This is a genomic window from Isoptericola sp. b515 (genome assembly GCF_030588125.1).
Lineage (GTDB): Bacteria > Actinomycetota > Actinomycetes > Actinomycetales > Cellulomonadaceae > Isoptericola > Isoptericola sediminis.
Window position 1 is genome coordinate 131,323 of sequence record NZ_JAUQYR010000001.1, and the last position, 20,923, is coordinate 152,245.

The window sequence follows — 20,923 nt, forward strand, 5'->3', positions numbered from 1 at the left end:
CCGATGACCGAGTCCCGCCCCACCGACGAGCCCGAGATCCACAAGGGGCTGGCGGGCGTCTACGCCGACACCACCGCCGTGTCCAAGGTCGACCCCGCGTCGAACTCGCTGCTGTACCGCGGCTACCCCGTGCAGGACCTGGCCGACACCCAGCCGTTCGAGGCCGTCGCCCACCTGCTGTGGCACGGTGAGCTGCCCACCGACGCCGAGCTCGAGACGCTGCGCAAGACCGAGCGCTCGCACCGCGCCCTCGGGGACGACGTGCGCCGCGCGATCGACCTGCTGCCCACCGACGCTCACCCGATGGACGACGTGCGCACCGCCCTCAGCGTCATCGGCGCCCGGGAGACCGCCGGCACGGACCTGATGTCGCTGGCCGACGCGCAGACGACGGCGGACCACGCCGTCCGGCTGTTCGCCGAGCTGCCCGCGGTCGTGGCCTACACCCAGCGCCGCCGCCACGGCCTGGACCCGGTCGATCCCCGCGAGGACCTCGACCACGCGGCGAACACGTTGTGGATGACCTTCGGCGAGGAGCCGGACGCCACGGTCGTCGACGCGTTCAACCGCTCGATGATCCTGTACGCCGAGCACTCCTTCAACGCCTCGACGTTCACCGCCCGCGTGGTGGCCTCCACGCTGAGCGACGTGCACTCCGCCGTGGTCGCGGCCGTCGGCGCCCTCAAGGGTCCGCTGCACGGCGGGGCCAACGAGGCCGTCATGCACGCGTTCACCGAGATCGGCACCGCCGACCGGGCCGAGTCCTGGCTGGACGAGGCCCTGGCCGCCAAGCGCAAGGTCATGGGGTTCGGGCACCGGGTCTACAAGCACGGCGACTCGCGGGTGCCCACCATGAAGGCCGCTCTGGACGACCTCGTGGCGCACTTCGACCGCCAGGACCTGGGCGATCTGTACGCGGCGCTGGAGTCGGCGTTCGTGGAGCGCAAGGGCATCTACCCGAACCTCGACTACCCGGCGGGCCCCGCCTACCACCTCATGGGGTTCGACACCGAGACGTTCACCCCGCTGTTCGTCGCCGCGCGCATCACCGGCTGGACGGCGCACATCGCCGAGCAGCAGGCGGCCAACTCGCTCATCCGCCCGCTCTCGGCGTACGTCGGCCACGAGCGGCGCGAGGTCCCTCGGTCCTGACCCACCGGCCGGCGGAGCACGGTCCGTCGTGCCGGGGCGTCCGCCCGGCACGACGGACCCGAGGACCCCGCGGGGAGGCGCGAGCCGCCGGCCTCAGCGCTCGGGCGGCGGGGCGTACGGGTCGTCGACGTCCCCACCGGACGCCGGCGGGGGCGTGGGCGTGGACGCCGACGGAGAGGGCGGCTCCTCGCCCCGGGTCGGCACCGCGGGCGGCTGCTCCCCCGCCGCCGGCTGCGGCTGCGCCGGACCCTCGCCGCCGGCCACGGCGGAGGTCGACGAGCCGGCCCCGCCGCCGGACGTGTCCGGCGACCCGCCGGGCCGCATCGCCCCGTAGCGCGGGGCGCCGTCGGGCATGGTCCAGCGCGGGTCCGGCGCCGAGGACGCCGACGGTGTCGTTCCCGCCGGCCGCTCGGGGCGACGCGGCTTGCCGAGCCCGCCCGGGGAGCTCTCCAGCATCGACCGCGCCTCGGCCGCGTGCTCCGTGGCGCACAGCACCGCGTAGGTCGAGGCCACGATCTGCGACTGCGACGTGAAGTCACGGCGTCCGCCGGTGAACGAGTAGGACAGCACCGAGAACATCACGCCGAACCCGGCGCCCAGAGCCAGCGCGACCAGCAGGACGCCGGTCTGCCCGTTCGCGAACAGCATCATGAGCAGACCCACGAAGAACCCGAACCAGGCGCCGGACAGGGCCCCGGCCAGCGCCACCCGGCCGTACGTGAGCCGGCCCGTGACCCGCTCGACCATCCGCAGGTCGGTGCCCACGATGGTGACGTGCTGGACGGGGAACTTCTCGTCCGAGAGGAAGTCGACGGCCTTCTGCGCCTCGAGGTACGAGTCGTACGCGGCGACCTCGTCCCCCTGGGGCGGCGTCGGGACCCGAGGAAGGGGATTCGAACGGCTCATGCTCATTCGCCCAGTATTTCGCACCGGGCGCCCCGAGGCCACATGCCCGCACCGGCCGTGGCTCCTCCCCCCGCACCGCGGTCGCGCCGGCGCCGGGCTGCACGACCCCCGGCCGGCGCCACCTAGGATCGAGGCATGAGCACCACCGATCTCGAGGCCCGCGTCCGCGACGCCCTGTCCGGGGTCATCGACCCCGAGATCCGCCGCCCCCTGACCGAGCTGGACATGATCCGCTCGATCCAGGTCGAGGCGCCGCAGGACGCCTCCGACGGCGCCCACGTCACCGTGGGGGTGGACCTCACGATCGCCGGGTGCCCGATGAAGAACACGCTGGTCTCCGACGTGACGGCGGCGACCGCGGCCGTCGAGGGTGTCGGCCGCGTCGACGTCGACCTGGGCGTCATGACCCCGGAGCAGCGCCAGTCGCTGCGCTCCCGGCTGCGGGGCGGCAGCGGGGACCCGAGCATCCCGTTCGCCCAGCCGGACAGCCTGACGAAGGTCTACGCCGTGGCCTCCGGCAAGGGGGGCGTCGGCAAGTCGAGCGTCACGGCCAACCTCGCCGCGGCCATGGCCGCCGACGGCCTGACCGTCGGCGTCGTCGACGCCGACATCTACGGTTTCTCGATCCCCCGCATGCTCGGTGTCGACCGCCAGCCCACCCGGGTCGACTCGATGCTGCTCCCCCCGATCGCCCACGGCGTCAAGGTGGTCTCCATCGGGATGTTCGTCCCCGAGGGCCAGCCGGTCGTGTGGCGGGGTCCGATGCTGCACCGGGCCCTCGAGCAGTTCCTCGCCGACGTGTTCTGGGGAGATCTGGACGTGCTGCTCCTCGACCTCCCGCCCGGGACCGGGGACATCGCCATCTCCGTCGCCCAGCTGCTGCCCGGCAGCGAGATCCTCGTGGTCACCACCCCGCAGACGGCGGCCGCGGAGGTGGCCGAGCGTGCCGGGTCCGTGGCCACGCAGACCTCGCAGGGCGTGATCGGCGTCGTGGAGAACATGTCCTGGCTGGAGCAGCCCGACGGCTCGCGTCTGGAGGTGTTCGGCGCCGGTGGTGGCCAGACCGTGGCGCGGCGCCTCAGCGACGCCACCGGGACGGACGTCCCGCTGCTGGGTCAGGTTCCGCTCGACCTGGCGGTGCGCGAGGGCGGGGACGGCGGGACGCCGGTCGTGCTGACCGCCCCGGAGTCCCCCGGCGCCCAGGTGCTCCGGGACGTCGCCCGGCGGCTGGCGGGGCGGGAGCGGGGCCTGGCGGGCCGCCGGCTCGGCGTCACCCCCGTGGGCTGAGCCCGCCGGTCCGCCGGGCCGTCCGACGCGCGGACCGCTCTCCGGACACCCCGTCGAGCGGCCACCGCCGGTCCCTCATACTGAGGGCCATGACGTCTCCCGAGTGGCTCGAGTCCTGGTCCGCCGACGACGGCGCCGCACGTGTCCGCACCCTGTTCGCCGAGGTCTTCGACGGCGACGGGACGCCCGACGGCGTCTGGTCCGCACCCGGGCGCGTGAACCTCATCGGTGAGCACACCGACTACAACGCCGGTCTCGCGCTGCCCGTGGCGCTCCCCCACCGCACGTACGTGGCGCTGCGCAGCCGGACCGACGACCTGGTCCGGCTCTCCTCCGCCCAGGCGCCCGGCCGGACCTGGGAGACCCGGCTGACAGACGTCGCCCCCGGGCAGACGTCGGGATGGGGCGCCTACGTCGCGGGCGTCGCCTGGGCGCTGCGCGACGCCGGCCACGAGGTCACGGGCTTCGACGCCGTCGTCGACTCGTGCGTGCCCTTCGGGGCGGGGCTGTCGTCGTCGGCGGCCCTCGAGTGCGCCGTCGCCGTGGCGCTCGACGCCGTGCACGGTCTGGGCCGGGCCGCCGACGACGCCGGCCGTGCCGAGCTCGCGGCCGCCTGCGTGCGCGCCGAGAACGAGATCGCCGGGGCGCCGACGGGCGGCATGGACCAGGCGGCCTCGCTGCGGTGCTCGGCGGGGCACGCCCTCCTGCTCGACTGCCGACCGGGCCTCTCGGCCCTCGACTCGGCCACCGCCGTGCCGTTCGACCCGGCCGGCGCCGGGCTCGCCCTCCTGGTGGTCGACACCCGTGCCGAGCACGCCCTCGTCGACGGCCAGTACGCCGAGCGTCGCGCCTCCTGCGAACGCGCCGCCGAGATGCTCCGTGTGGCGTCCCTGCGCGAGGTCTCGCCGGACGCCCTGGAGAACGCGCTGCGGCGGCTCGGTGGTGCCGAGGACGCCGAGGTGCTCCGTCGGCGCGTGCGCCACGTGGTCACCGAGATCGCTCGGACCGAGGAGTTCGCGGCGCGGGTGCGCGCCGGCCGCGTGGACGAGGTCGGGCCGCTCATGACCGCGTCGCACGTGTCGCTGCGCGACGACTACGAGGTGTCGGCCCGCGAGCTGGACCTCGTGGTCGACGCCGCGCTGGCCGCGGGTGCGCTCGGGGCCCGGATGACCGGTGGCGGGTTCGGCGGGTCGGCCATCGCCCTGGTGCCCGTCGGGCAGGTCGACACCGTGGTGACCGCCGTCCACGAGGCCTTCGCCGACGCAGGCCTGCCGGCCCCGGGGTTCCTCCTCGCCCCGCCGTCGGCGCCCGCTGCATGACACAGGGCCCGGACCCCGGCGGAACGCGGGGTCCGGGCCCTGAGGAGCCGCAGGGTCGGGGATCAGGCCGGCGAGCCGGTCCCCAGGTCGTCGGCGGGCGTGGACGGCTCCGCCCCGGCGTCCTCCCGGTCGCCGCGGAGCTGCTGCAGCGCCTCCTCGAAGAACTCCCCGACCTCGCGCCACTGCACGGTGGCGTTCGCGAGGTGCTCCTCCAGCCGGTCGATCTCGGCGTGCTGCGCCTCCTGCTGACGCCGCTCGGCCAGCTCGCGGCGGACCTCGGCGAGCCGTGCCTCCGCCTCCTCGACGACGCGCGCGAGCTCCTGCTCGAGCGCAGCGATGTCCTGGCTGCGCTCCGTCGATGACCGGTCGCGCCGGTCGTGGGACGCCGTCACAGCAGCACGGTCAGCCCGATGAGCGCCATCGGCACGCCGACGAACACGCCGAGGACCCAGGCCGCCGCCCAGAGCTTGTTGGCCGCCGCCACGTTGCCGAGCCAGACGGCTCCGCGCAGCGGCACCTGCCGCAGCAGCGGCATGCCGAAGATCACCAGGGCGGCGAAGACGTTGAACATCACGTGCACGAACGCCGCCTGCAGGGCGACCTCGCCCTCCGCCCCCGTGAAGGCGAAGGCCGCGATCAGCGCCGTGACCGTGGTGCCGATGTTGGCACCCACCGTGAAGGGGTAGACCTGCTTGAGGGAGAACGTGCCGGACCCGGCCAGCGGGATCATGAGGCTGGTCGTGGTCGAGGAGGACTGGACCATCATGGTCACGGCCGCACCGCTGGCGACGCCGCTGATCGGCCCACGGCCGACGGACGAGTGCAGCATCTGGGCCGCCTTGCCCACCATGAGCACCTTGAGCAGGCGACCGAGCCAGTTGATGACGCCGAGGATCAGGCCGATGCCCAGCACGATCATGAGCACGCCGTGCCACGGGTCGGGCAGGAACGAGGTCCCGGCCTCGAGGAGGTTCGCCAGCGGCTCGGTGACCGTGTCCACCACGGTGCCGATCGCGGCGAAGAGGGTGGCGACGATGCCGCCGTCGGCTCCCGAGCTCGCGCCGGCCAGCCAGCCGGAGACCCGCTCCAGCAGGCCGAAGGCCAGCTCCAGCGGAAGGAAGATCGCGACGGCGAGGAGGTTGAAGAAGTCGTGGACCGTCGCGGCGGAGAACGCCCGACGGAAGCTCTCCCGGTCGCGGACCATCCCGAGGCTCACCAGGGTGTTGGTCAGCGTGGTCCCGATGTTCGCCCCCATCAGCATGGGGATCGCGATCTGGATCGGCAGACCGCCGGCCACCAGACCGACCGTGACCGACGTCGTGGTCGAGCTCGACTGCGTGGCGGCGGTGAACAGCACGCCGACCATCAGCGCGACGAAGGGGTTGGACGCGAACGCGAACAGCGACTCGGCCGTGTCACCCGTCGCCGCCTTGAACCCGGAGCCGATGAGCTCCACGGCGGTGATCAGCACGTAGACACCGGCGACGACCCCGAGCCAGTTGACGGTCCGCAGCGGCCGGCCGGTCAGGCCGAACCGCTCGAAGGGGCTACGCAGCCGCTTGGGCTCGACCTGCGACGTGTTCGCGGTGGTCACGGACGCCTGCGGGACGACGTCGGTCATGAAGTGGCTCCCATCGGGGTCGAGACGGCGCCAGGTCAGGCCGTCTCAGGGCACGGTGATACCGAGCCAACCAGTGCTGGATGACGACATCTCAGCCTGAAGGTGAACAGCAGATGAACACGCGCCGCGGCGTGCATCACACGTTCATCTTGCCGCGGTGATCTGGGAGGTCGTAGGTCGCGACGACCGGCGCGTGATCGCTCCAGCGGGCGTCGTAGGAGGCGGCGCGGTCCACCTCGACCTTCAGGGCGCGGTCCGCCAGCACCGGGTTCGCGAGCTGGTAGTCGATCCGCCAGCCGCGGTCGTTGTCGAACGCCTGACCCCGCCAGGTCCACCACGTGTACGGCCCCGGGCCGTCGCCACCGAGCGCGCGGCCGAGGTCGCGCCAGCCGGCCTCGAACCACCGGTCCAGGTAGGCCCGCTCGGCGGGCAGGAACCCGGAGCTCTTGAGGTTGCCCTTCCAGTTGGCGATGTCGACCTCCCGGTGGGCGATGTTGACGTCACCGGCCACGAGCACCGGGTGCTCCTCCGCGACGAGCGCGTCCAGGCGCCGCGACACCTGGTCCAGGTGGTCGTACTTGGCCGCCAATGTGTGCTCCTGCCCCGGCTTCGCCGACCCCGAGTGCAGGTAGGCCGAGACGACCGTGAGCCGGTCACCGCCGGGCAGCTCCAGATCCGCCTCGAGCCACCGACCGGAGTCGACGTCCGGCTCGTCCTCGCCGGACCCGACGCCGTCACGGACCGCGGCGAGCGGGAGGCGGGAGACCACGGCGACACCGGCCCGCCCCTTGATCCGGCTGGGCAGGTGGGCGACGTGGTGGTCGGCGAAGTGGGCACGGACGAGCTCGTCGGGGGCGCGCACCTCCTGCAGCAGCAGGACGTCCGGCTCCCGGCGGGCGATCCAGTCGTCGATGCCGCGGCGGACGGCGGCACGGATCCCGTTGACGTTGGCGGTGGCGACGGTCAGCACGCGGGCCATCCCACCACACGCCGCCGACGGCGTCAGCGACGCACCTCACGCACCGCGGTGGGCGGCCTCCAGCGTCGCCACGTCGATCTTGCCCATCTGCAGCATCGCCTGCATCGCACGCTGGTTCGCCGGCGTGGTGTAGTCGCCGCACAGCTCCTCGAGCTGCCGGGGGATCACCTGCCAGCTCACCCCGAACCGGTCGGTGCACCAGCCGCAGGGACCCGGCTTGCCGCCGTCGGCCGTCAGCAGGTCCCAGTAGTGGTCGACCTCCTCCTGTCCGTCGCAACGCAGGTAGAAGCTGAACGCCTCGTCGAGGCGCAGCGCAGGCCCGGCGTTCAGGCCGACGACCTCGACGCCGCAGACGGTGAACTCCACGATGAAGGGCGCGCCGGCCGTCGCGCCGGGGATGCCCTCCGCGGCGGTGAGCACTCGTTGCACGCTCGAGTCGGGCAGGTGGTCGGCGTAGAACGCGGCGGCCTCGTGGGCCCGGTCGTTCCCGAACCAGAGGTGCGGTCGCACGGTCACCATGGCGGTCCTCCTCGCGTGACGGCCCCGCCGGTCGGGGCCCTGCAGGAGGGACGTCGCACCGCGTCACGACTCATCGGTGCCGCACCGGGGCGACGGTGGCGCCGGCCCCTTCCGGTCGGCGCCACCCTGCCGCGCGGTCAGGCCGCGGGGCCCGCCTGCCGCTCGGCGGTGTCGACGACGTTGGCGAGCAGCATCGCGCGCGTCATCGGCCCCACGCCGCCGGGGTTCGGCGAGTACCAGGCCGCCTGCTCGCGCGCCTCGGGGGCGATGTCGCCCACCACGCGGGACCTCCCAGTCTCCGGGTCGGTGCGGCGCGAGACGCCGACGTCGATCAGCACGGCGCCGGGCTTGACCATGTCGCCCGTGACGATGCCCTCCACACCGGCCGCCGCGACGACGACGTCGGCCCGTCGCACCAGCTCCGGCAGGTCGCGCGTCCCGGTGTGGGTGAGCGTGACGGTGGCGTTGACGGCCTTGCGCGTGAGCAGCAGGCCGATCGGGCGCCCCACGGTGACGCCGCGGCCGAGCACGACGACCTCCTTGCCGGCCCAGTCGACGCCGTGCCGCTCGACCAGCTCGACGATGCCGCGCGGGGTGCACGGCAGCGGGGAGGTGATCTCCCCGCCCACCCGGAGCACGAGGCGCCCCAGGTTGGTGGGGTGCAGGCCGTCCGCGTCCTTGGCGGGGTCGACGAGCTCGAGGATGCGGTTGGTGTCGATGCCGGCGGGCAGCGGGAGCTGCACGATGAACCCGGTGCAGGCCGGGTCCTCGTTCAGCCGGGTGACGGCGGCCTCGATCTCGGCCTGGGTCGCGTCGGCGGGCAGGTCCTCGCGCAGGGACTCGATCCCGACCTCGGCGCAGTCGCGGTGCTTGCCGGCGACGTACCACTGCGAGCCGGGGTCGTCCCCGACGAGCAGCGTCCCGAGCCCGGGCACGACGCCCCGTGCGCGCAGGGCGTCCACCCGTCCGCGCAGCTCGTCCTTGATGGCGGCGGCGGTGGCCTTCCCGTCGAGCTTCTCCGCCGTCACTGGTGCAGACCCGGGTACAGCGGGAAGTCGGCGGTGAGCTTCGCGACCCGCGCGCGCAGGGCCTCGGCGTCGGCGGCGGTGCCGTCGCGCAGCGCCGCGGCGATGATGTCGGCGACCTCGGTGAACTCCTCGTCGCCGAACCCGCGGGTCGCGAGCGCCGGCGTGCCGATCCGCAGGCCGGAGGTCACGCGCGGCGGACGCGGGTCGAACGGGACGGCGTTGCGGTTGACGGTGATGCCGACGGAGTGCAGCAGGTCCTCGGCCTGCTGACCGTCCATCGCCGAGTTCCGCAGGTCGACGAGCACGAGGTGGACGTCCGTGCCACCGGTCAGCACGGAGACGCCGGTCCCGGCGACGTCCGCCTGGTTCAGTCGGTCGGCGATGATCCGCGCCCCGCGCCGGGTGCGCTCCTGGCGCTCGACGAACGCCTCGGTGCCGGCGATCTTGAACGCCACCGCCTTGCCGGCGATGACGTGCATGAGGGGGCCGCCCTGCTGGCCGGGGAAGACCGCGGAGTTGAGCTTCTTGGCGTGCTCGTCCGAGGACAGGATGAACCCGGAGCGGGGTCCGCCGATGGTCTTGTGCACGGTGGAGGAGACCACGTCGGCGTGCGGCACCGGGGACGGGTGCAGACCCGCCGCCACCAGGCCGGCGAAGTGCGCCATGTCCACCCACAGCTTGGCACCGACCTCGTCGGCGATCTCCCGGAAGGCTGCGAAGTCGAGCTCGCGCGGGTAGGCGGACCAGCCGGCGATGATGACGTCCGGCCGGTGCTCGATCGCGCGCTTGCGCACCTCGTCCATCTCGATCCGGTACGACTCGGGGTCGACGCCGTAGCCGGCCACCTCGTAGAGCTTGCCGGAGAAGTTGATCTTCATGCCGTGGGTGAGGTGACCGCCGTGGGCCAGCTCCAGGCCCATGATCTTGTCGCCGGGCTTGATGAGCGCGTGCAGGACCGCGGCGTTGGCCTGGGCGCCCGAGTGCGGCTGGACGTTGGCGTACTCGGCACCGAACAGCGCCTTCGCCCGCTCGATCGCCAGGTTCTCGGCGATGTCGACCTGCTCGCACCCGCCGTAGTAGCGGCGGCCGGGGTAGCCCTCGGCGTACTTGTTCGTCAGGACCGAGCCCTGTGCCTGCAGCACGGCGCGCGGGACGAAGTTCTCCGACGCGATCATCTCGAGGGTGTCGCGCTGCCGGGCGAGCTCACCGTCGAGGACGGCGGCGATCTCCGGGTCGACCTCGGCGAGAGGGGCGTCGAACGTGGGGTCGGGAGTGCTCATGGGGGCGTTCTCCTGCTGTGTCGGCGGTCCACGGATGTCGTCCGACCGGGCCCAGGCGACCGACCCGTCGTCAGCACAGCGTTGTCGCTTCCCGGTGGTGATCCACCTGCACGCCAGTCACGACCAGACGATCGTAGCAGCGTCGGTGCGGTCGGGATCGGACGACGAGAGCACGACGACCCGCGGACCGTCGAACACGACGCACGGACGCCTCCGTCCGGAACCGGGTGCCGGTTCCGGACGGAGGCGTCCGTGCGTCGTTCTGCGGTCCCGGGCACGCCCGGGACCCGGGGTCAGACGGTGGCCAGCTCGAGGTCGTCCGCCGACCGCGAGCGCTCGGCCTTCTGGTCCTCGTAGCGGCGCACGACACGGGAGACCGTGGACCGCGATGCGGAGACCTCGTCGGCGATCTCCCGCTGGGTCAGTCCCTGACGGGCGAGCTCGACGATGCGACGGTCACGGCCCGAGGTCGGCAGGTCGGACGCGTCGGTGCGCGACTCCTGCTCCGCGGCGCGGTCCGACGCCGGGTCACCGGCGGCCGGGGCCGGCGTCTCCTCCGCCGTGTCGGTGTCCTCCTGCGGGGAGTCCGCACCCTCGCGCACGGCGGACCAGGCCGGCCCGTCGGCCTGTGCGGCGCGCTCCGCACGCGCGCGGTCGACCAGGTCGAACATCTCGACCCGGCGTGTGTGCCCGGTCTCCGGCAGCGGTTCCCGGGGCTGCGGCGCCTCGGACGGCGTCGTCTCGGAGGGCGTGGTCTCGTCGGTGTGCCGGACCGGCTCGGACTCGGGTGCCGGCTCGGCCGTCCCGTGCGTCTCGGCGGCCGCGGCGTCCTCCACCGGGGCCGACCGCTCGTCGTCGACGTCCTGCCGGTCGGAGGACACGGTCGGGACGGCCGCGGGCGTCTCCTCGACGGTCAGCGCCGCACGAAAGGTGTCGGCGAAGGTCTCGGGCTGCTCGTCCGGCACCTCGGCCGTCGCCGGCTCCCGGGTGGCCGCGGGGGCGAGGACCTCACGCCGCGCGGGCGGCAGGGTGACGGCGGTCGCCTCGCGCGCGGACCCCGGGGTCCTGCCCCGCTTCACCGAGCTGGCACCGATCGTGTCGAGGCGGTTGCCGTGCCGTTCGGCGGCCTCGAGCCGCTCGACCCAGACCTGCATCCGACGCTCGAAGTCCTCGACCGTCAGGAGCTTCAGCGCACGGTCACGTGCGGCGCGCTGGCGCTCGTGCAGGGCCCGGACCCGTCGCATGCTGTTGCGGGTGCCGGTGCTGTCGAGGCGAGCGTCCCGCCACAGCTCCAGGGCGGTGACGTACTGGTGCACGCGGTGCTCGCGGCGGCGTTCGTCGAGCGTGTGGCCCGTGACGAGGTGCCGCTCGCCGACGAGCGCCAGGTGCCACATCAGGGCGGCGACCAGCGGCGGCACGAACCGGAAGACCACCATGTAGGGCGTCGACTCGTTCGGGACGGCGATCTCGTGCAGCGCCGCGAACACGCCGGAGGTGCCGGACAGGACCCACGTCAGGGTCAGGAGCACCCCGTACGGACGCCCCTCGAGGGCCGCGTTGCGCGCCATCAGCGCGACGGCCACCAGGCTGACCTCGAGGAACCCGGCGAGCGCGTAGGCCTCGACCGGCGCCATGTTCGCGACCTCGAGCCCGAACAGGACCATGCCGCTGTAGGCCAGCGCCGTGGCGATGAACGCGGCGATGACGACGGCCACCATCGGCAGGTGCCGACCGCGGTACCGGGGCCTCGGTGCGGCGCCGCTCGAGGTGGTCGCCGAGACGTCCTGCTGAGTCACGTATTCCTCCGAAAAATGGTGATGACGCCATATATCAACAGGTGCACGTTCGAGAAGTCAACGCTTCGCCGGGCATCGGAGGCCGATCGTGACCAGGCCGGAACACTCCAGGCGCCACCGGGAGCACGCGCACGAGCGTCCCTGTCCCGGCGGGTCAGCGGGTGACCGCAGGGACAGGGACGCTCGTCGCCTCACGGGTGGGGCGGGTCAGAGCCCCTGGGCGAGCTTGTAGTAGACCTGGTTCCAGCGCACCTGGTCGGCGAACCCGCGGCGCGTCGTGTCCTCGTCGATGACCAGCAGCTCGGTCCCGCTGATCTGCGCGAACATCTCGAACGCCTCGATGCCGACGGCCGTGGACATCACCGTGTGGTGCGCGCCGCCGGCGGTCAGCCAGGCCTCGGCCGACGTGGGGAAGTCCGGCCGCGGCCTCCACACGGCCCGGGCCACCGGCAGGTTCGGCAGCTCCTGCGCGGGCGGCACGACGTCGACGACGTTCGCGGTGAGGCGGAACCGGTCGCGCATGTCGGCCAGCGACACGACGACCGCGCCCTCGGTGGCGTCGGTGTCGAACACCATGCGCACCGGGTCCTCCTTGCCGCCGATGCCGAGCGGGTGGATCTCGACCCGGGGCCTCGACGTCGTCAGGGACGGGCAGATCTCGAGCATGTGCGCCCCGAGGATCAGCTCCGACCCGGGCGTGAGGTCGTAGGTGTAGTCCTCCATGAGGGAGGCGCCGCCGGGCAGACCTTCGCCCATCACCTTGGCGGCGCGCACGAGCACGGCCGTCTTCCAGTCGCCCTCGGCGCCGAAGCCGTAGCCCTTGCTCATGAGGCGCTGCACCGCGAGGCCCGGGAGCTGGCGCAGCGCGCCGAGGTCCTCGAAGTTCGTGGTGAACGCCTTGGCGCCGCGCTCGACCAGGAAGGCCTCCATCGCGAGCTCCTGGCGGGCCGCGTACCGCAGCGACTCGTGCCGCTCTCCCCCGGCGCGCAGCTCGGGAGCGACGTCGTAGCGCTCCTCGTACTCGGCGACCAGCGTGTCGACCTCGGTCGCGGCCACCGCCTCGACGGCGGCGACCAGGTCGTTGACGCCCCAGGTGCTCACGCTGACGCCGAACTGCAGCTCGGCCTCGGTCTTGTCACCCTCGGTGACGCCGACGTTGCGCATGTTGTCCCCGAAGCGGACGAGCCTCAGCTCCTGCGTGGCGAGCCGGCCGGCCGCGGCGCGGACCCAGGTGCCCACGCGCCGTTGCACCGCCGGGTCGGAGACGTGCCCCACCACGGTGGTCCGCGCGACGCCGAGGCGCGTCAGCATGTAGCCGTACTCGCGGTCGCCGTGCGCGGCCTGGTTGAGGTTCATGAAGTCCATGTCGATCTCCGACCAGGGGAGCTCGACGTTCGCCTGCGTGTGCAGGTGCAGCAGCGGCTTGCGCAGGGCGTCCAGCCCCGCGATCCACATCTTGGCGGGGCTGAAGGTGTGCATCCAGGTGACGACGCCGAGCACGGAGTCGTCGCTGTTCGCCTCCAGCATCGCGCGGCGGATGGAGGCGGAGTCCTTGAGGACCGGCTTCCACACCACCTTCGCGGGCACGTCGCCGGACGCGTCGAGCGCGGCGGCGACCTCCTGGGACTGCCGGGCGACCTGCTCCAGCGTCTCGGGACCGTACAGGTCCTGGCTGCCGGTGAGGAACCAGACCTCGCGGTCACCGTAGGGCTTGCTCATCATCTGTCCTTTCGAGTCCGACGGCGCCGTCAGCGCTGGCCGTAGACGTTCTGGTAGCGGTCGTAGAGCGCGTCGACGTGCTGCTGCGCGATCGGCACGGGCTCGCCGACCTGCCGGGCGACGTGCACCGCCCGGGCGACCTCCTCGCACAGCACCGCCGCCTTGACCGCGGCCCTGGCGTCCCCGCCGATGGTGAAGGGGCCGTGGTTCGCCATCAGCACCGCCGGGGAGCGGGACCCGCGCAGGGTCTCGACGATGCCGCGGCCGATGGAGTCGTCCCCGATGACCGCGAACGGTCCGACGGGGATCGGCCCGCCGAACTCGTCGGCCATCATCGTCAGCACGCAGGGGATCTCCTCACCCCGCGCGGCCCACGCCGTCGCGTAGGTCGAGTGGGTGTGCACCACGCCACCGACCTCGGGCATGTGCGCGTAGACGTAGGCGTGCGCCGCGGTGTCGGACGAGGGCGAACGGTCCCCCTCGACGAGACGGCCCTGCAGGTCGCACACGACCATGGCCTCGGGGGTGATGTCGTCGTAGGAGACCCCGGACGGCTTGATGACGAGGAGGTCGCTCGCGCCGTCAGGCCCTCCCTGATCGTCCCGGACCCGCTCGGAGACGTTGCCGGCGGTCCACACCACGAGCTCCCAGCGGGGCAGCTCGGCGTGCAGGGCGGCGACCTTCTGCTTGGCGGCGTCGACGGCGGCGCGCAGGTGCGCCGGCACCTCGGTCGGGCGGGCGGCGTTCGGCATGGGGTCTCCCGTTCGGTTCCGGTGGTCGTCAGAGGGCTTCGGTGGCGGCACGTTCGACGGCGAGACCGGCGGAGTACCGCTCGAGGTAGGCCGCGAAGCCGGCGACGTCGTCGGCGTCGGGCCGGGCGACGTCCAGCTCGGCGTCGGCGAAGACGCGGTCGGCGAGGTACCCGTCCAGGGTCAGACCGGGCTCCGCGGCGGCCGCGCGGGTGAAGGCGGCGAGGACCGCGATCCCCCAGGCGCCGCCCTCCGAGGCGGTCCGTCCGACGGCGACGGGCGCGTCGACGGCGGCCGCGAGCAGACGCTGGGCGACGCCGGCCGTCCGGAACATGCCTCCGTGGGCGAACATCGTGTCGACGGCGACGCCCTCGCCGTGCAGCACCTTCATGCCCAGCGCCAGGGTGCCGAAGGCGCCGTAGATCTGGGTGCGCATCAGGTTGGCCAGCGTCAGGCGGCTGTCCGGGGTGCGCACGACGAGCGGACGCCCCTGGTCGAGCCCGGTGATCGGTTCCCCGGCGAGGTAGTTGTAGGCCAGCAGCCCACCGCCGTCGGTCTCGCCGTCGAGAGCGGCCCCGAACAGGGCCTCGAAGACGGCGTCGGCCGGGCTGGGGTGCCCGAGCGCCGTCGCGAACTCGGCGAAGACCCCGGCCCACGCGTCGAGCTCGCTCGCGCCGTTGTTGCAGTGGACCATCGCCACGAGGTCGCCGGCGGGTGTGGTCACCAGGTCCAGCTCGTGGTGGACGCCGGTCAGCGGCTTCTCGAGCACGACCATGGCGAAGATCGAGGTGCCGGCGCTGATGTTGCCCGTGCGCGGCGCGACGGCGTTCGTGGCGACCATCCCGGTGCCGGCGTCGCCCTCGGGCGGGCACAGCACTGGACCCGCCTGCAGCTCGCCGGTGGGATCCAGCAGGGCGGCGCCCTCGGCGGTCAGGTGACCGGCGTCGGCGCCGGCGGGCAGCACCTCGGGCAGCAGACCCTCGACCTGGAGACCGGGCCGTTCGGCGGCGACGAGGTGGCGGAACTGGTCGAGCAGCCGCCGGTCGTAGTCCCGGGTGACCGGGTCGATCGGGAACATGCCGGAGGCGTCACCGACACCGAGGACGTGCCGGCCCGTCAGCATCCGGTGGACGTAGCCGGCGAGCGTGGTGAAGAACGCGATCTGCGGGACGTGCGGCTCGTCGTCGAGGATCGCCTGGTACAGGTGCGCGATCGACCAGCGCAGCGGGATGTTGTGGCCGAACAGGTCGGACAGCTTCGCGGCGGCGGGGCCCGTGCTGGTGTTGCGCCAGGTCCGGAACGGGACCAGCAGCTCGCCGTCCGCGTCGAACGCGAGATAGCCGTGCATCATCGCCGAGACGCCCAGCGCGCCGTACGTGGTGGGGCGCACGCCGTACCGCTGCTCGACGTCCGCCACGAGCGCCGCGTAGGCGTCCTGCAGCCCGGCGTGCACGGCCTCCAGGGAGTAGGTCCACCGCCCGTCGGAGAGCTCGTTCTCCCAGCCGTGCGTCCCGCTGGCCAGCACCTCGTGCTCCGGGCCGACCAGGCACGCCTTGATGTTCGTCGAGCCGAGCTCGATCCCGAGCGTGGTCCGCCCGGCGGTGATGGCGTCCCGGCTGCCGGTCGCCTCGTCGTGCCGCGTCATCCCAGGTTCCTCCTCGCGTGGTCCGTCATATGTTAACGCTCACATAGTGGATGCCCAAACCTCGGCGTCCGGGCACGTCCCGTTACCTCGCCGTCGGCCGTGGCGGCGCCGTCGAGGACCGCACGACCAGCTCCGGCGCGATGCGCCGGGTCGCCACCGTGTCCCCCGCCAGCGAGCCCAGCACCATCGCCACCGCGTGCGCCCCGACCTCGGCGAACGGCTGACGCACCGTCGTCAGCGGCGGCACGAAGTACGCCGCCCCGGCGACGTCGTCGAACCCCACCACCGACACGTCCTCGGGCACGCGCAGGCCGCGTTCCCACACGGCGCGCAGGACGCCGAGGGCGAGCTGGTCGTTCCCCGCGAAGACCGCCGTCGGCCCCTCCCCCGCGGCCACGGCCTCGGCGAGATCCCGCCCCGCCGCGTAGCCGTCACCGGCGGACCAGGAGCATTCGCGGGGCCGGGCGGGACGCACCCCGTGCGCGTCGAGCGCCTCGCGCCAGCCGGCCAGGCGCTCGCGCGCGTCGAACCAGTCCTGCGGGCCGGCGACGTGCACGACGTCGGCGTGCCCCAGGTCGAGCAGCAGCTCGGTCGCGAGCCGGGCACCGGCCCGTTGGTCCACGGCGACCGACAGGGTGGACGGCCCGGAGGCGTCCGCCGACGACGGTTCCAGGGCCGCCACCAGCACGACGGGGACCGGGGAGCGGAACGACTCGACCGCGGCGGCCACCGCGTCGTGCGGCGCGATGACGACGATCCCGTCGACGCCCTGCGCCATGAAGTGCTCGAGGACCTGGTTGATCGACGCCGTGTCGTAGCTGCGCAACGTGGCGACCGAGACGAAGTAGCCCTGGTCCCGTGCCGCCTCCTCGACCGCGATGAGCGTGCTCGTCGGACCGAACAACGCCGACCCGGTGGTCACCACGCCGAGCGTCGCGGAGCGGGACGTCACCAGGGCCCGGGCGGCGCTGTTGCGGCGGTACCCGAGCTCCTCGATGGCGGCCAGGACCTTGTCACGGGTCGCCTCCCGGACGCTCGGGTGGGCGTTGAGCACGCGGGAGACGGTCTGGTGGGACACCCCCGCGAGCGCCGCGACGTCCGCCATGGACGGCCGGCGCACCGTGCGCGCCGCCGCCGGACCGGTCACGGGCGGTCGGCGGGCGAACCGGCCGGACGCTCGCCGGCGTTACGCGCGTTCACCTCGTGCAGCACCCGGCGCAGGTAGGTGTAGGTGAGCTCACCCGCCGCCTCGTCGTACTGGGCCTCGTAACCGTGCTTGGTGTACATCGCCAGGTTCTGCTGCGAGTCCTTGCCGGTGAAGGCCCAGATCTCGGACACGTCATCGGGCAGGTGGTCGAGGATCGCGAAGAGGAGCGTCGTCCCCAGGCCACGGCCCTGCTGGTCGGGTGCGACCGCCAGCCGCCCCAGGGTGGCCCGGCCGTCCTGCAGCTCGACCCGGATCGAACCCACGAGACGCTCCCCGGTCCAGGCGCCGATCGTGACGACGTCGTCCCGCGCCATGTCCTCGCGCAGCTCGTGCAGGGTCTGCGTCAGCGGCGGGATGTTCGGGTCGCCGTAGACCTGGGCCTCGGAGACGAACGCCGCGCGGCGCAGCGTCAGCAGCTCGCCGGCGTGCGCGTCGTCGACGAGGGCGATGCGGGTCGGCGCCTCCGAACGGGCAGGCACCTCGTCGGGCCGGCCGGACGTGGCGGTGGTGTCGCTCATGGGTCCATCGTGGCAGAACTGGGCGACAATGGCGTGCGTGACCACGCAGCCGACCTCCGCACCTGCCGAGCCCCCCGCCGCACCGCCCACCGAGTGGGTGCTGACGCTGTCCTGCCCCGACCGGCCGGGCATCGTCCACGCCGTCAGCGGGATGCTCGCCCAGCACGACGGGAACATCACCGAGTCCCAGCAGTTCGGCGATCCGAGCTCCGGGCTGTTCTTCATGCGCGTCCAGGTCGAGTCCCACGCCTCGCGCGACGAGCTGGAGCCGGCCGTCGCGGACGTCGCGGACCGGTTCGGCATGACCTGGGCCCTGGACGTCGTCGGACGGCCGATGCGCACGCTGGTCATGGTGTCCAAGGCGGCGCACTGCCTGGTCGACCTCCTCTACCGCGAGCGCGACCAGGGGATGCCGATCGACGTCGTCGGCGTGGTGGGGAACCACCCCGACCTGGCGGACATCGCCGACTTCTACGGCAAGCCGTTCCACCACGTGCCGGTCACGTCCGCGACCAAGGCGGAGGCGGAGGACCGGTTGCGGTCCCTGGTGGACGAGCTGGACGTCGAGCTGGTCGTGCTCGCCCGGTACATGCAGATCCTGTCCGACGAGCTGTGCCGCGACCTCAACGGCCGCGTGATCAACATCCACCACTCGTTCCTGCCCTCGTTCAAGGGCGCCCGCCCCTACGCGCAGGCCCACGACCGCGGGGTCAAGCTCATCGGGGCGACGTCCCACTACGTCACCGGCGACCTCGACGAGGGGCCGATCATCGAGCAGGACGTCGAACGGGTCGACCACTCCCGGGCCGTCCGTCAGCTCGTGGCGCTGGGCGAGGACGTCGAGCGGCGCACGCTGGCCCGCGCGGTGCGGTGGCACGCCGAGCACCGCGTGCTCCTCAACGGTCACCGCACCGTCGTCTTCCACTGAGCCGGAGGTCAGGGAGCAGGGGGAAGCAGGGGCACGGTCGCGTTCACGGTCGCTGCGCGACCTGCACTTCGCGATGGACGACCGCGCCCCGGGCTTCCCCCTGCTCCCCGCTCTCGCCGCCGATCAGCCGACCGACACCTCGACGAGCGTGTTCCAGGGGTCGTCGAAGCGCAGGGTCCGGCCGTCGTCGCGCACCGGCACGCGCGCGTGGCGCAGCCGGTCGCGCAGGGCGTCGACGTCGTCCTGGCCGGGGACGGTGAGCGCCACCTGCCCCAGGCCGAGCGACGCGGCCCGCGGCCCCGCCCCGGCGCTGTTCCAGGTGTTCACCGCCAGGTGGTGGTGGTACCCGCCCGCCGCGACGAACAGCGCGCCGGGCAGGTCCGCCATGACCTCGAAGCCGAGGGTGTCGACGTAGAACCGCTGTGCGGTGGGGATGTCGCCGACCTGCAGGTGGACGTGGCCCACCTGGGCACCCTGTCCGGAGGCGCCGGTCAGCGCCGACTCGTCCAGGTGCTGCTGGAGCCAGGCCTGCGGGTCGAACCAGTCCGTCCCCATCGCGACCCGTCCCCCGGACCGCTGCCAGGTGTCCCGCGGCCGGTCCCAGTAGAGCTCGATGCCGTTGTCCTCGGGGTCGGTGAAGTAGAACGCCCGGGAGACCCAGTGGTCGGCGTTCCCCACGAACCGGGACAGCGGGTGCCGGGCGGCGTGCACCACGGCGGCGGCCAGCGCCTCCTCGGTGTCGAACAGGACGGCTGTGTGGAAGAGCCCGGCCTGGTGCCGTGACGTCGCCGGCAGTCCCGGCGTGTGCCGGAGCACGACGACGGGGGTCCGCCCCCGGCCCAGGACGACCCGGTCGGGGGCGCCGAGGTCCGGCAGCTCCACCAGGGCGATCGCCTCGCGGTAGTAGGCGCTCATCGCGGCGAGGTCGCCGACGTGGAGCGTGACGGCTCCCATCGTGGTCTCGGCCGCGAGGAGGTCGTCGGTGCGCGGGGTCGCGGTGTTCATGGGTCGGCTCCTGGGCGGGGTGGACGGGGTGGGACGGGTCAGAGCAGCGCGAACCCGGTGGTCCACGCGGTCTTCTCGCCGGCGGCGAGGGTGAGCTGGAGGAAGCCCAGCGCCTCGAGCTCGCGGGCGCGCTGCAGCGACCCGGCGTCGACGACGCGGATGGCGGACCCGTCGAGGGCGGCGGCGAGGGCGGCCTTGGCGTCGGCGTCGTCACCGGCCACGAGGACGGTGGTGGGCACGTCGCCGACGGTGCCGGTGGCGAGGGTGGCGGCGAAGTTGGTGTTGAACGCCTTGAGCACCGAGGCGCCGGGGACGGCGGCGGCGAGCTCGGCGGCGGCGGACGAGTCCGCGGGCACGAGGAGGGCGTCGAAGGTCTCGACGTCGAGCGGGTTGGTGATGTCGACGACGGTGCGCCCGGCGAGCTGGTCGCCGTAGGTGGCGACGACGTCGTCGAGGGCGGGGTACGGCAGGGCGAGCACGACGACGTCACCGGTGAGCGGCTTGCCGAGCTCCGCGGCGTCCACGGCGGGGTCGACGGCCTCGGCGGCGGTGACGTCGCGGGCCACGACCTGGACCTCGGAGCCCGCGGCGAGGGCGAGGCCGGCGATCGCGGTGCCCATGTTCCCGGCGCCGATGATGCTGATGCTGCTGGTCATGAGTGTTCCTCCTCGGTGGGGGCGCCCGCCATTTGGTTGACGCTACAACCAAGGTAGGACGGTACAGTTGTCGTGTCAACCAATCAGGACGAGGAGACCTTCCCATGGACGAGGGCGAACCCCCGCGCTGGCTCGACGACGAGCAGATGCGCAGCTGGCTCCGCCTGCAGGCCGTCATCAGCCTGCTGCCCGCGCTGCTCGACCAGCAGCTCCGCCGCGACGCCCACCTGACGCACTTCGAGTACCTCACGCTGGCGATGCTGTCCGAGGCCCCGGACCGGTCGCTGCGCATGAGCGACCTCGCCCGGCTCACCAGCGCCACGCTGCCGCGGCTCTCCCACGTCGCGCGCCGGCTCGAGGAGCGCGGCTACCTCACGCGCGGCCCCGCGCCCGACGACCGCCGCGCCACCGTCGCCCGGCTCACCGACGCCGGCTGGGAGAAGGTCGTGGCGAGCGCACCGGGGCACGCCCGCACGGTGCTGGAGAACGTCTACGACGACCTCGAACCCGCCGACGTGCGGTCGTTGACGCGGGTGCTGGACGCGATCCTCGCGCACGTCGACCCGCACGACACGTTCGGGCTCGCCGACCACGAACGCCGCTGAGGCG

At 73.2% G+C, this 20,923-nt stretch carries 20 protein-coding genes and 1 riboswitch; of the genes, 5 read left to right on the forward strand and 15 right to left on the reverse strand.

Annotated features, from left to right (window positions below):
- Positions 1-3: 3 nt before the first annotated feature.
- Positions 4-1,152, forward strand: a complete 1,149-nt coding sequence (locus Q6350_RS00525) for a bifunctional 2-methylcitrate synthase/citrate synthase (protein ID WP_304602432.1) — start codon at positions 4-6, stop codon at positions 1,150-1,152.
- 93 nt (positions 1,153-1,245) lie between these two features.
- Here Q6350_RS00525 and Q6350_RS00530 read toward each other — a convergent pair whose 3' ends face one another.
- A complete protein-coding gene (locus tag Q6350_RS00530) occupies positions 1,246-2,058 on the reverse strand; it encodes a general stress protein (protein ID WP_304602433.1) in 813 nt (270 codons plus the stop codon).
- Positions 2,059-2,193: 135 nt separating this feature from the next.
- Between Q6350_RS00530 and Q6350_RS00535 the strand changes: the two genes are divergently transcribed.
- Together Q6350_RS00535 and galK are read left to right on the forward strand one after the other, a co-directional pair.
- Entirely contained in the window at positions 2,194-3,345 is a 1,152-nt protein-coding gene (locus Q6350_RS00535) for an Mrp/NBP35 family ATP-binding protein (RefSeq protein ID WP_304602434.1), read from the forward strand.
- Positions 3,346-3,434: 89 nt separating this feature from the next.
- Complete coding sequence (galK, locus tag Q6350_RS00540) at positions 3,435-4,664, forward strand: galactokinase (protein ID WP_305064657.1); 1,230 nt, start codon at positions 3,435-3,437, stop codon at positions 4,662-4,664.
- Between the two features lie 62 nt (positions 4,665-4,726).
- Here the strand turns inward: galK and Q6350_RS00545 are convergent, their stop codons facing one another.
- The 12 genes from Q6350_RS00545 to Q6350_RS00600 all read right to left on the reverse strand — a co-directional run bounded on the left by Q6350_RS00545 (position 4,727) and on the right by Q6350_RS00600 (position 17,725).
- The gene (locus tag Q6350_RS00545) at positions 4,727-5,056 is read right to left on the reverse strand and encodes a hypothetical protein (RefSeq protein WP_304602436.1); all 330 of its coding nucleotides are present in this window, start codon (positions 5,054-5,056) and stop codon (positions 4,727-4,729) included.
- A complete protein-coding gene (locus Q6350_RS00550; protein WP_304602437.1) occupies positions 5,053-6,285 on the reverse strand; it encodes a Na/Pi symporter in 1,233 nt (410 codons plus the stop codon). Before Q6350_RS00550 ends, Q6350_RS00545 begins: the two co-directional genes overlap by 4 nt.
- Positions 6,286-6,421: 136 nt before the next feature.
- Complete coding sequence (locus Q6350_RS00555) at positions 6,422-7,255, reverse strand: exodeoxyribonuclease III (protein WP_304602438.1); 834 nt, start codon at positions 7,253-7,255, stop codon at positions 6,422-6,424.
- Between the two features lie 45 nt (positions 7,256-7,300).
- Positions 7,301-7,783: a VOC family protein gene (locus Q6350_RS00560; protein WP_304606819.1), complete on the reverse strand. Its 483-nt coding sequence runs from the start codon at positions 7,781-7,783 to the stop codon at positions 7,301-7,303.
- Between the two features lie 137 nt (positions 7,784-7,920).
- A complete protein-coding gene (locus Q6350_RS00565; protein ID WP_304602440.1) occupies positions 7,921-8,811 on the reverse strand; it encodes a bifunctional methylenetetrahydrofolate dehydrogenase/methenyltetrahydrofolate cyclohydrolase in 891 nt (296 codons plus the stop codon).
- On the reverse strand, positions 8,808-10,091 hold the full coding sequence (gene glyA / locus Q6350_RS00570) for a serine hydroxymethyltransferase (RefSeq protein WP_304602441.1): 1,284 nt from the start codon (positions 10,089-10,091) through the stop codon (positions 8,808-8,810). The genes Q6350_RS00565 and glyA overlap by 4 nt, the downstream gene beginning before the upstream one ends.
- Before the next feature lie 42 nt (positions 10,092-10,133).
- Positions 10,134-10,222: riboswitch (ZMP/ZTP riboswitch) on the reverse strand.
- 162 nt (positions 10,223-10,384) lie between these two features.
- Positions 10,385-11,887, reverse strand: coding sequence for a helix-turn-helix domain-containing protein (locus Q6350_RS00575; protein WP_305064661.1), 1,503 nt, complete (start codon positions 11,885-11,887; stop codon positions 10,385-10,387).
- 207 nt (positions 11,888-12,094) lie between these two features.
- The gene (araA, locus tag Q6350_RS00580) at positions 12,095-13,606 is read right to left on the reverse strand and encodes an L-arabinose isomerase (protein WP_305064663.1); all 1,512 of its coding nucleotides are present in this window, start codon (positions 13,604-13,606) and stop codon (positions 12,095-12,097) included.
- 29 nt (positions 13,607-13,635) lie between these two features.
- Complete coding sequence (locus Q6350_RS00585) at positions 13,636-14,358, reverse strand: L-ribulose-5-phosphate 4-epimerase (RefSeq protein ID WP_304602444.1); 723 nt, start codon at positions 14,356-14,358, stop codon at positions 13,636-13,638.
- Between the two features lie 28 nt (positions 14,359-14,386).
- On the reverse strand, positions 14,387-16,000 hold the full coding sequence (locus Q6350_RS00590) for a xylulokinase (protein ID WP_305064666.1): 1,614 nt from the start codon (positions 15,998-16,000) through the stop codon (positions 14,387-14,389).
- Between the two features lie 82 nt (positions 16,001-16,082).
- Positions 16,083-17,105, reverse strand: coding sequence for a LacI family DNA-binding transcriptional regulator (locus tag Q6350_RS00595; RefSeq protein ID WP_305064668.1), 1,023 nt, complete (start codon positions 17,103-17,105; stop codon positions 16,083-16,085).
- Positions 17,106-17,143: 38 nt separating this feature from the next.
- On the reverse strand, positions 17,144-17,725 hold the full coding sequence (locus Q6350_RS00600) for a GNAT family N-acetyltransferase (protein WP_171245467.1): 582 nt from the start codon (positions 17,723-17,725) through the stop codon (positions 17,144-17,146).
- A gap of 28 nt (positions 17,726-17,753) precedes the next feature.
- Between Q6350_RS00600 and purU the strand changes: the two genes are divergently transcribed.
- Positions 17,754-18,653 carry a formyltetrahydrofolate deformylase gene (gene purU, locus Q6350_RS00605; RefSeq protein ID WP_304606815.1) on the forward strand — a complete coding sequence of 300 codons (900 nt, stop codon included), beginning with the start codon at positions 17,754-17,756 and terminating at the stop codon, positions 18,651-18,653.
- 123 nt (positions 18,654-18,776) lie between these two features.
- Here purU and Q6350_RS00610 read toward each other — a convergent pair whose 3' ends face one another.
- Both Q6350_RS00610 and Q6350_RS00615 read right to left on the reverse strand, forming a co-directional pair.
- On the reverse strand, positions 18,777-19,658 hold the full coding sequence (locus Q6350_RS00610; RefSeq protein ID WP_304602448.1) for a VOC family protein: 882 nt from the start codon (positions 19,656-19,658) through the stop codon (positions 18,777-18,779).
- Positions 19,659-19,696: 38 nt separating this feature from the next.
- Complete coding sequence (locus tag Q6350_RS00615; RefSeq protein ID WP_305064671.1) at positions 19,697-20,314, reverse strand: NADPH-dependent F420 reductase; 618 nt, start codon at positions 20,312-20,314, stop codon at positions 19,697-19,699.
- Between the two features lie 104 nt (positions 20,315-20,418).
- On the opposite strand from Q6350_RS00615, the gene Q6350_RS00620 reads away from it, so the two are divergent.
- On the forward strand, positions 20,419-20,919 hold the full coding sequence (locus tag Q6350_RS00620) for a MarR family winged helix-turn-helix transcriptional regulator (protein WP_304602450.1): 501 nt from the start codon (positions 20,419-20,421) through the stop codon (positions 20,917-20,919).
- Positions 20,920-20,923: the final 4 nt, after the last annotated feature.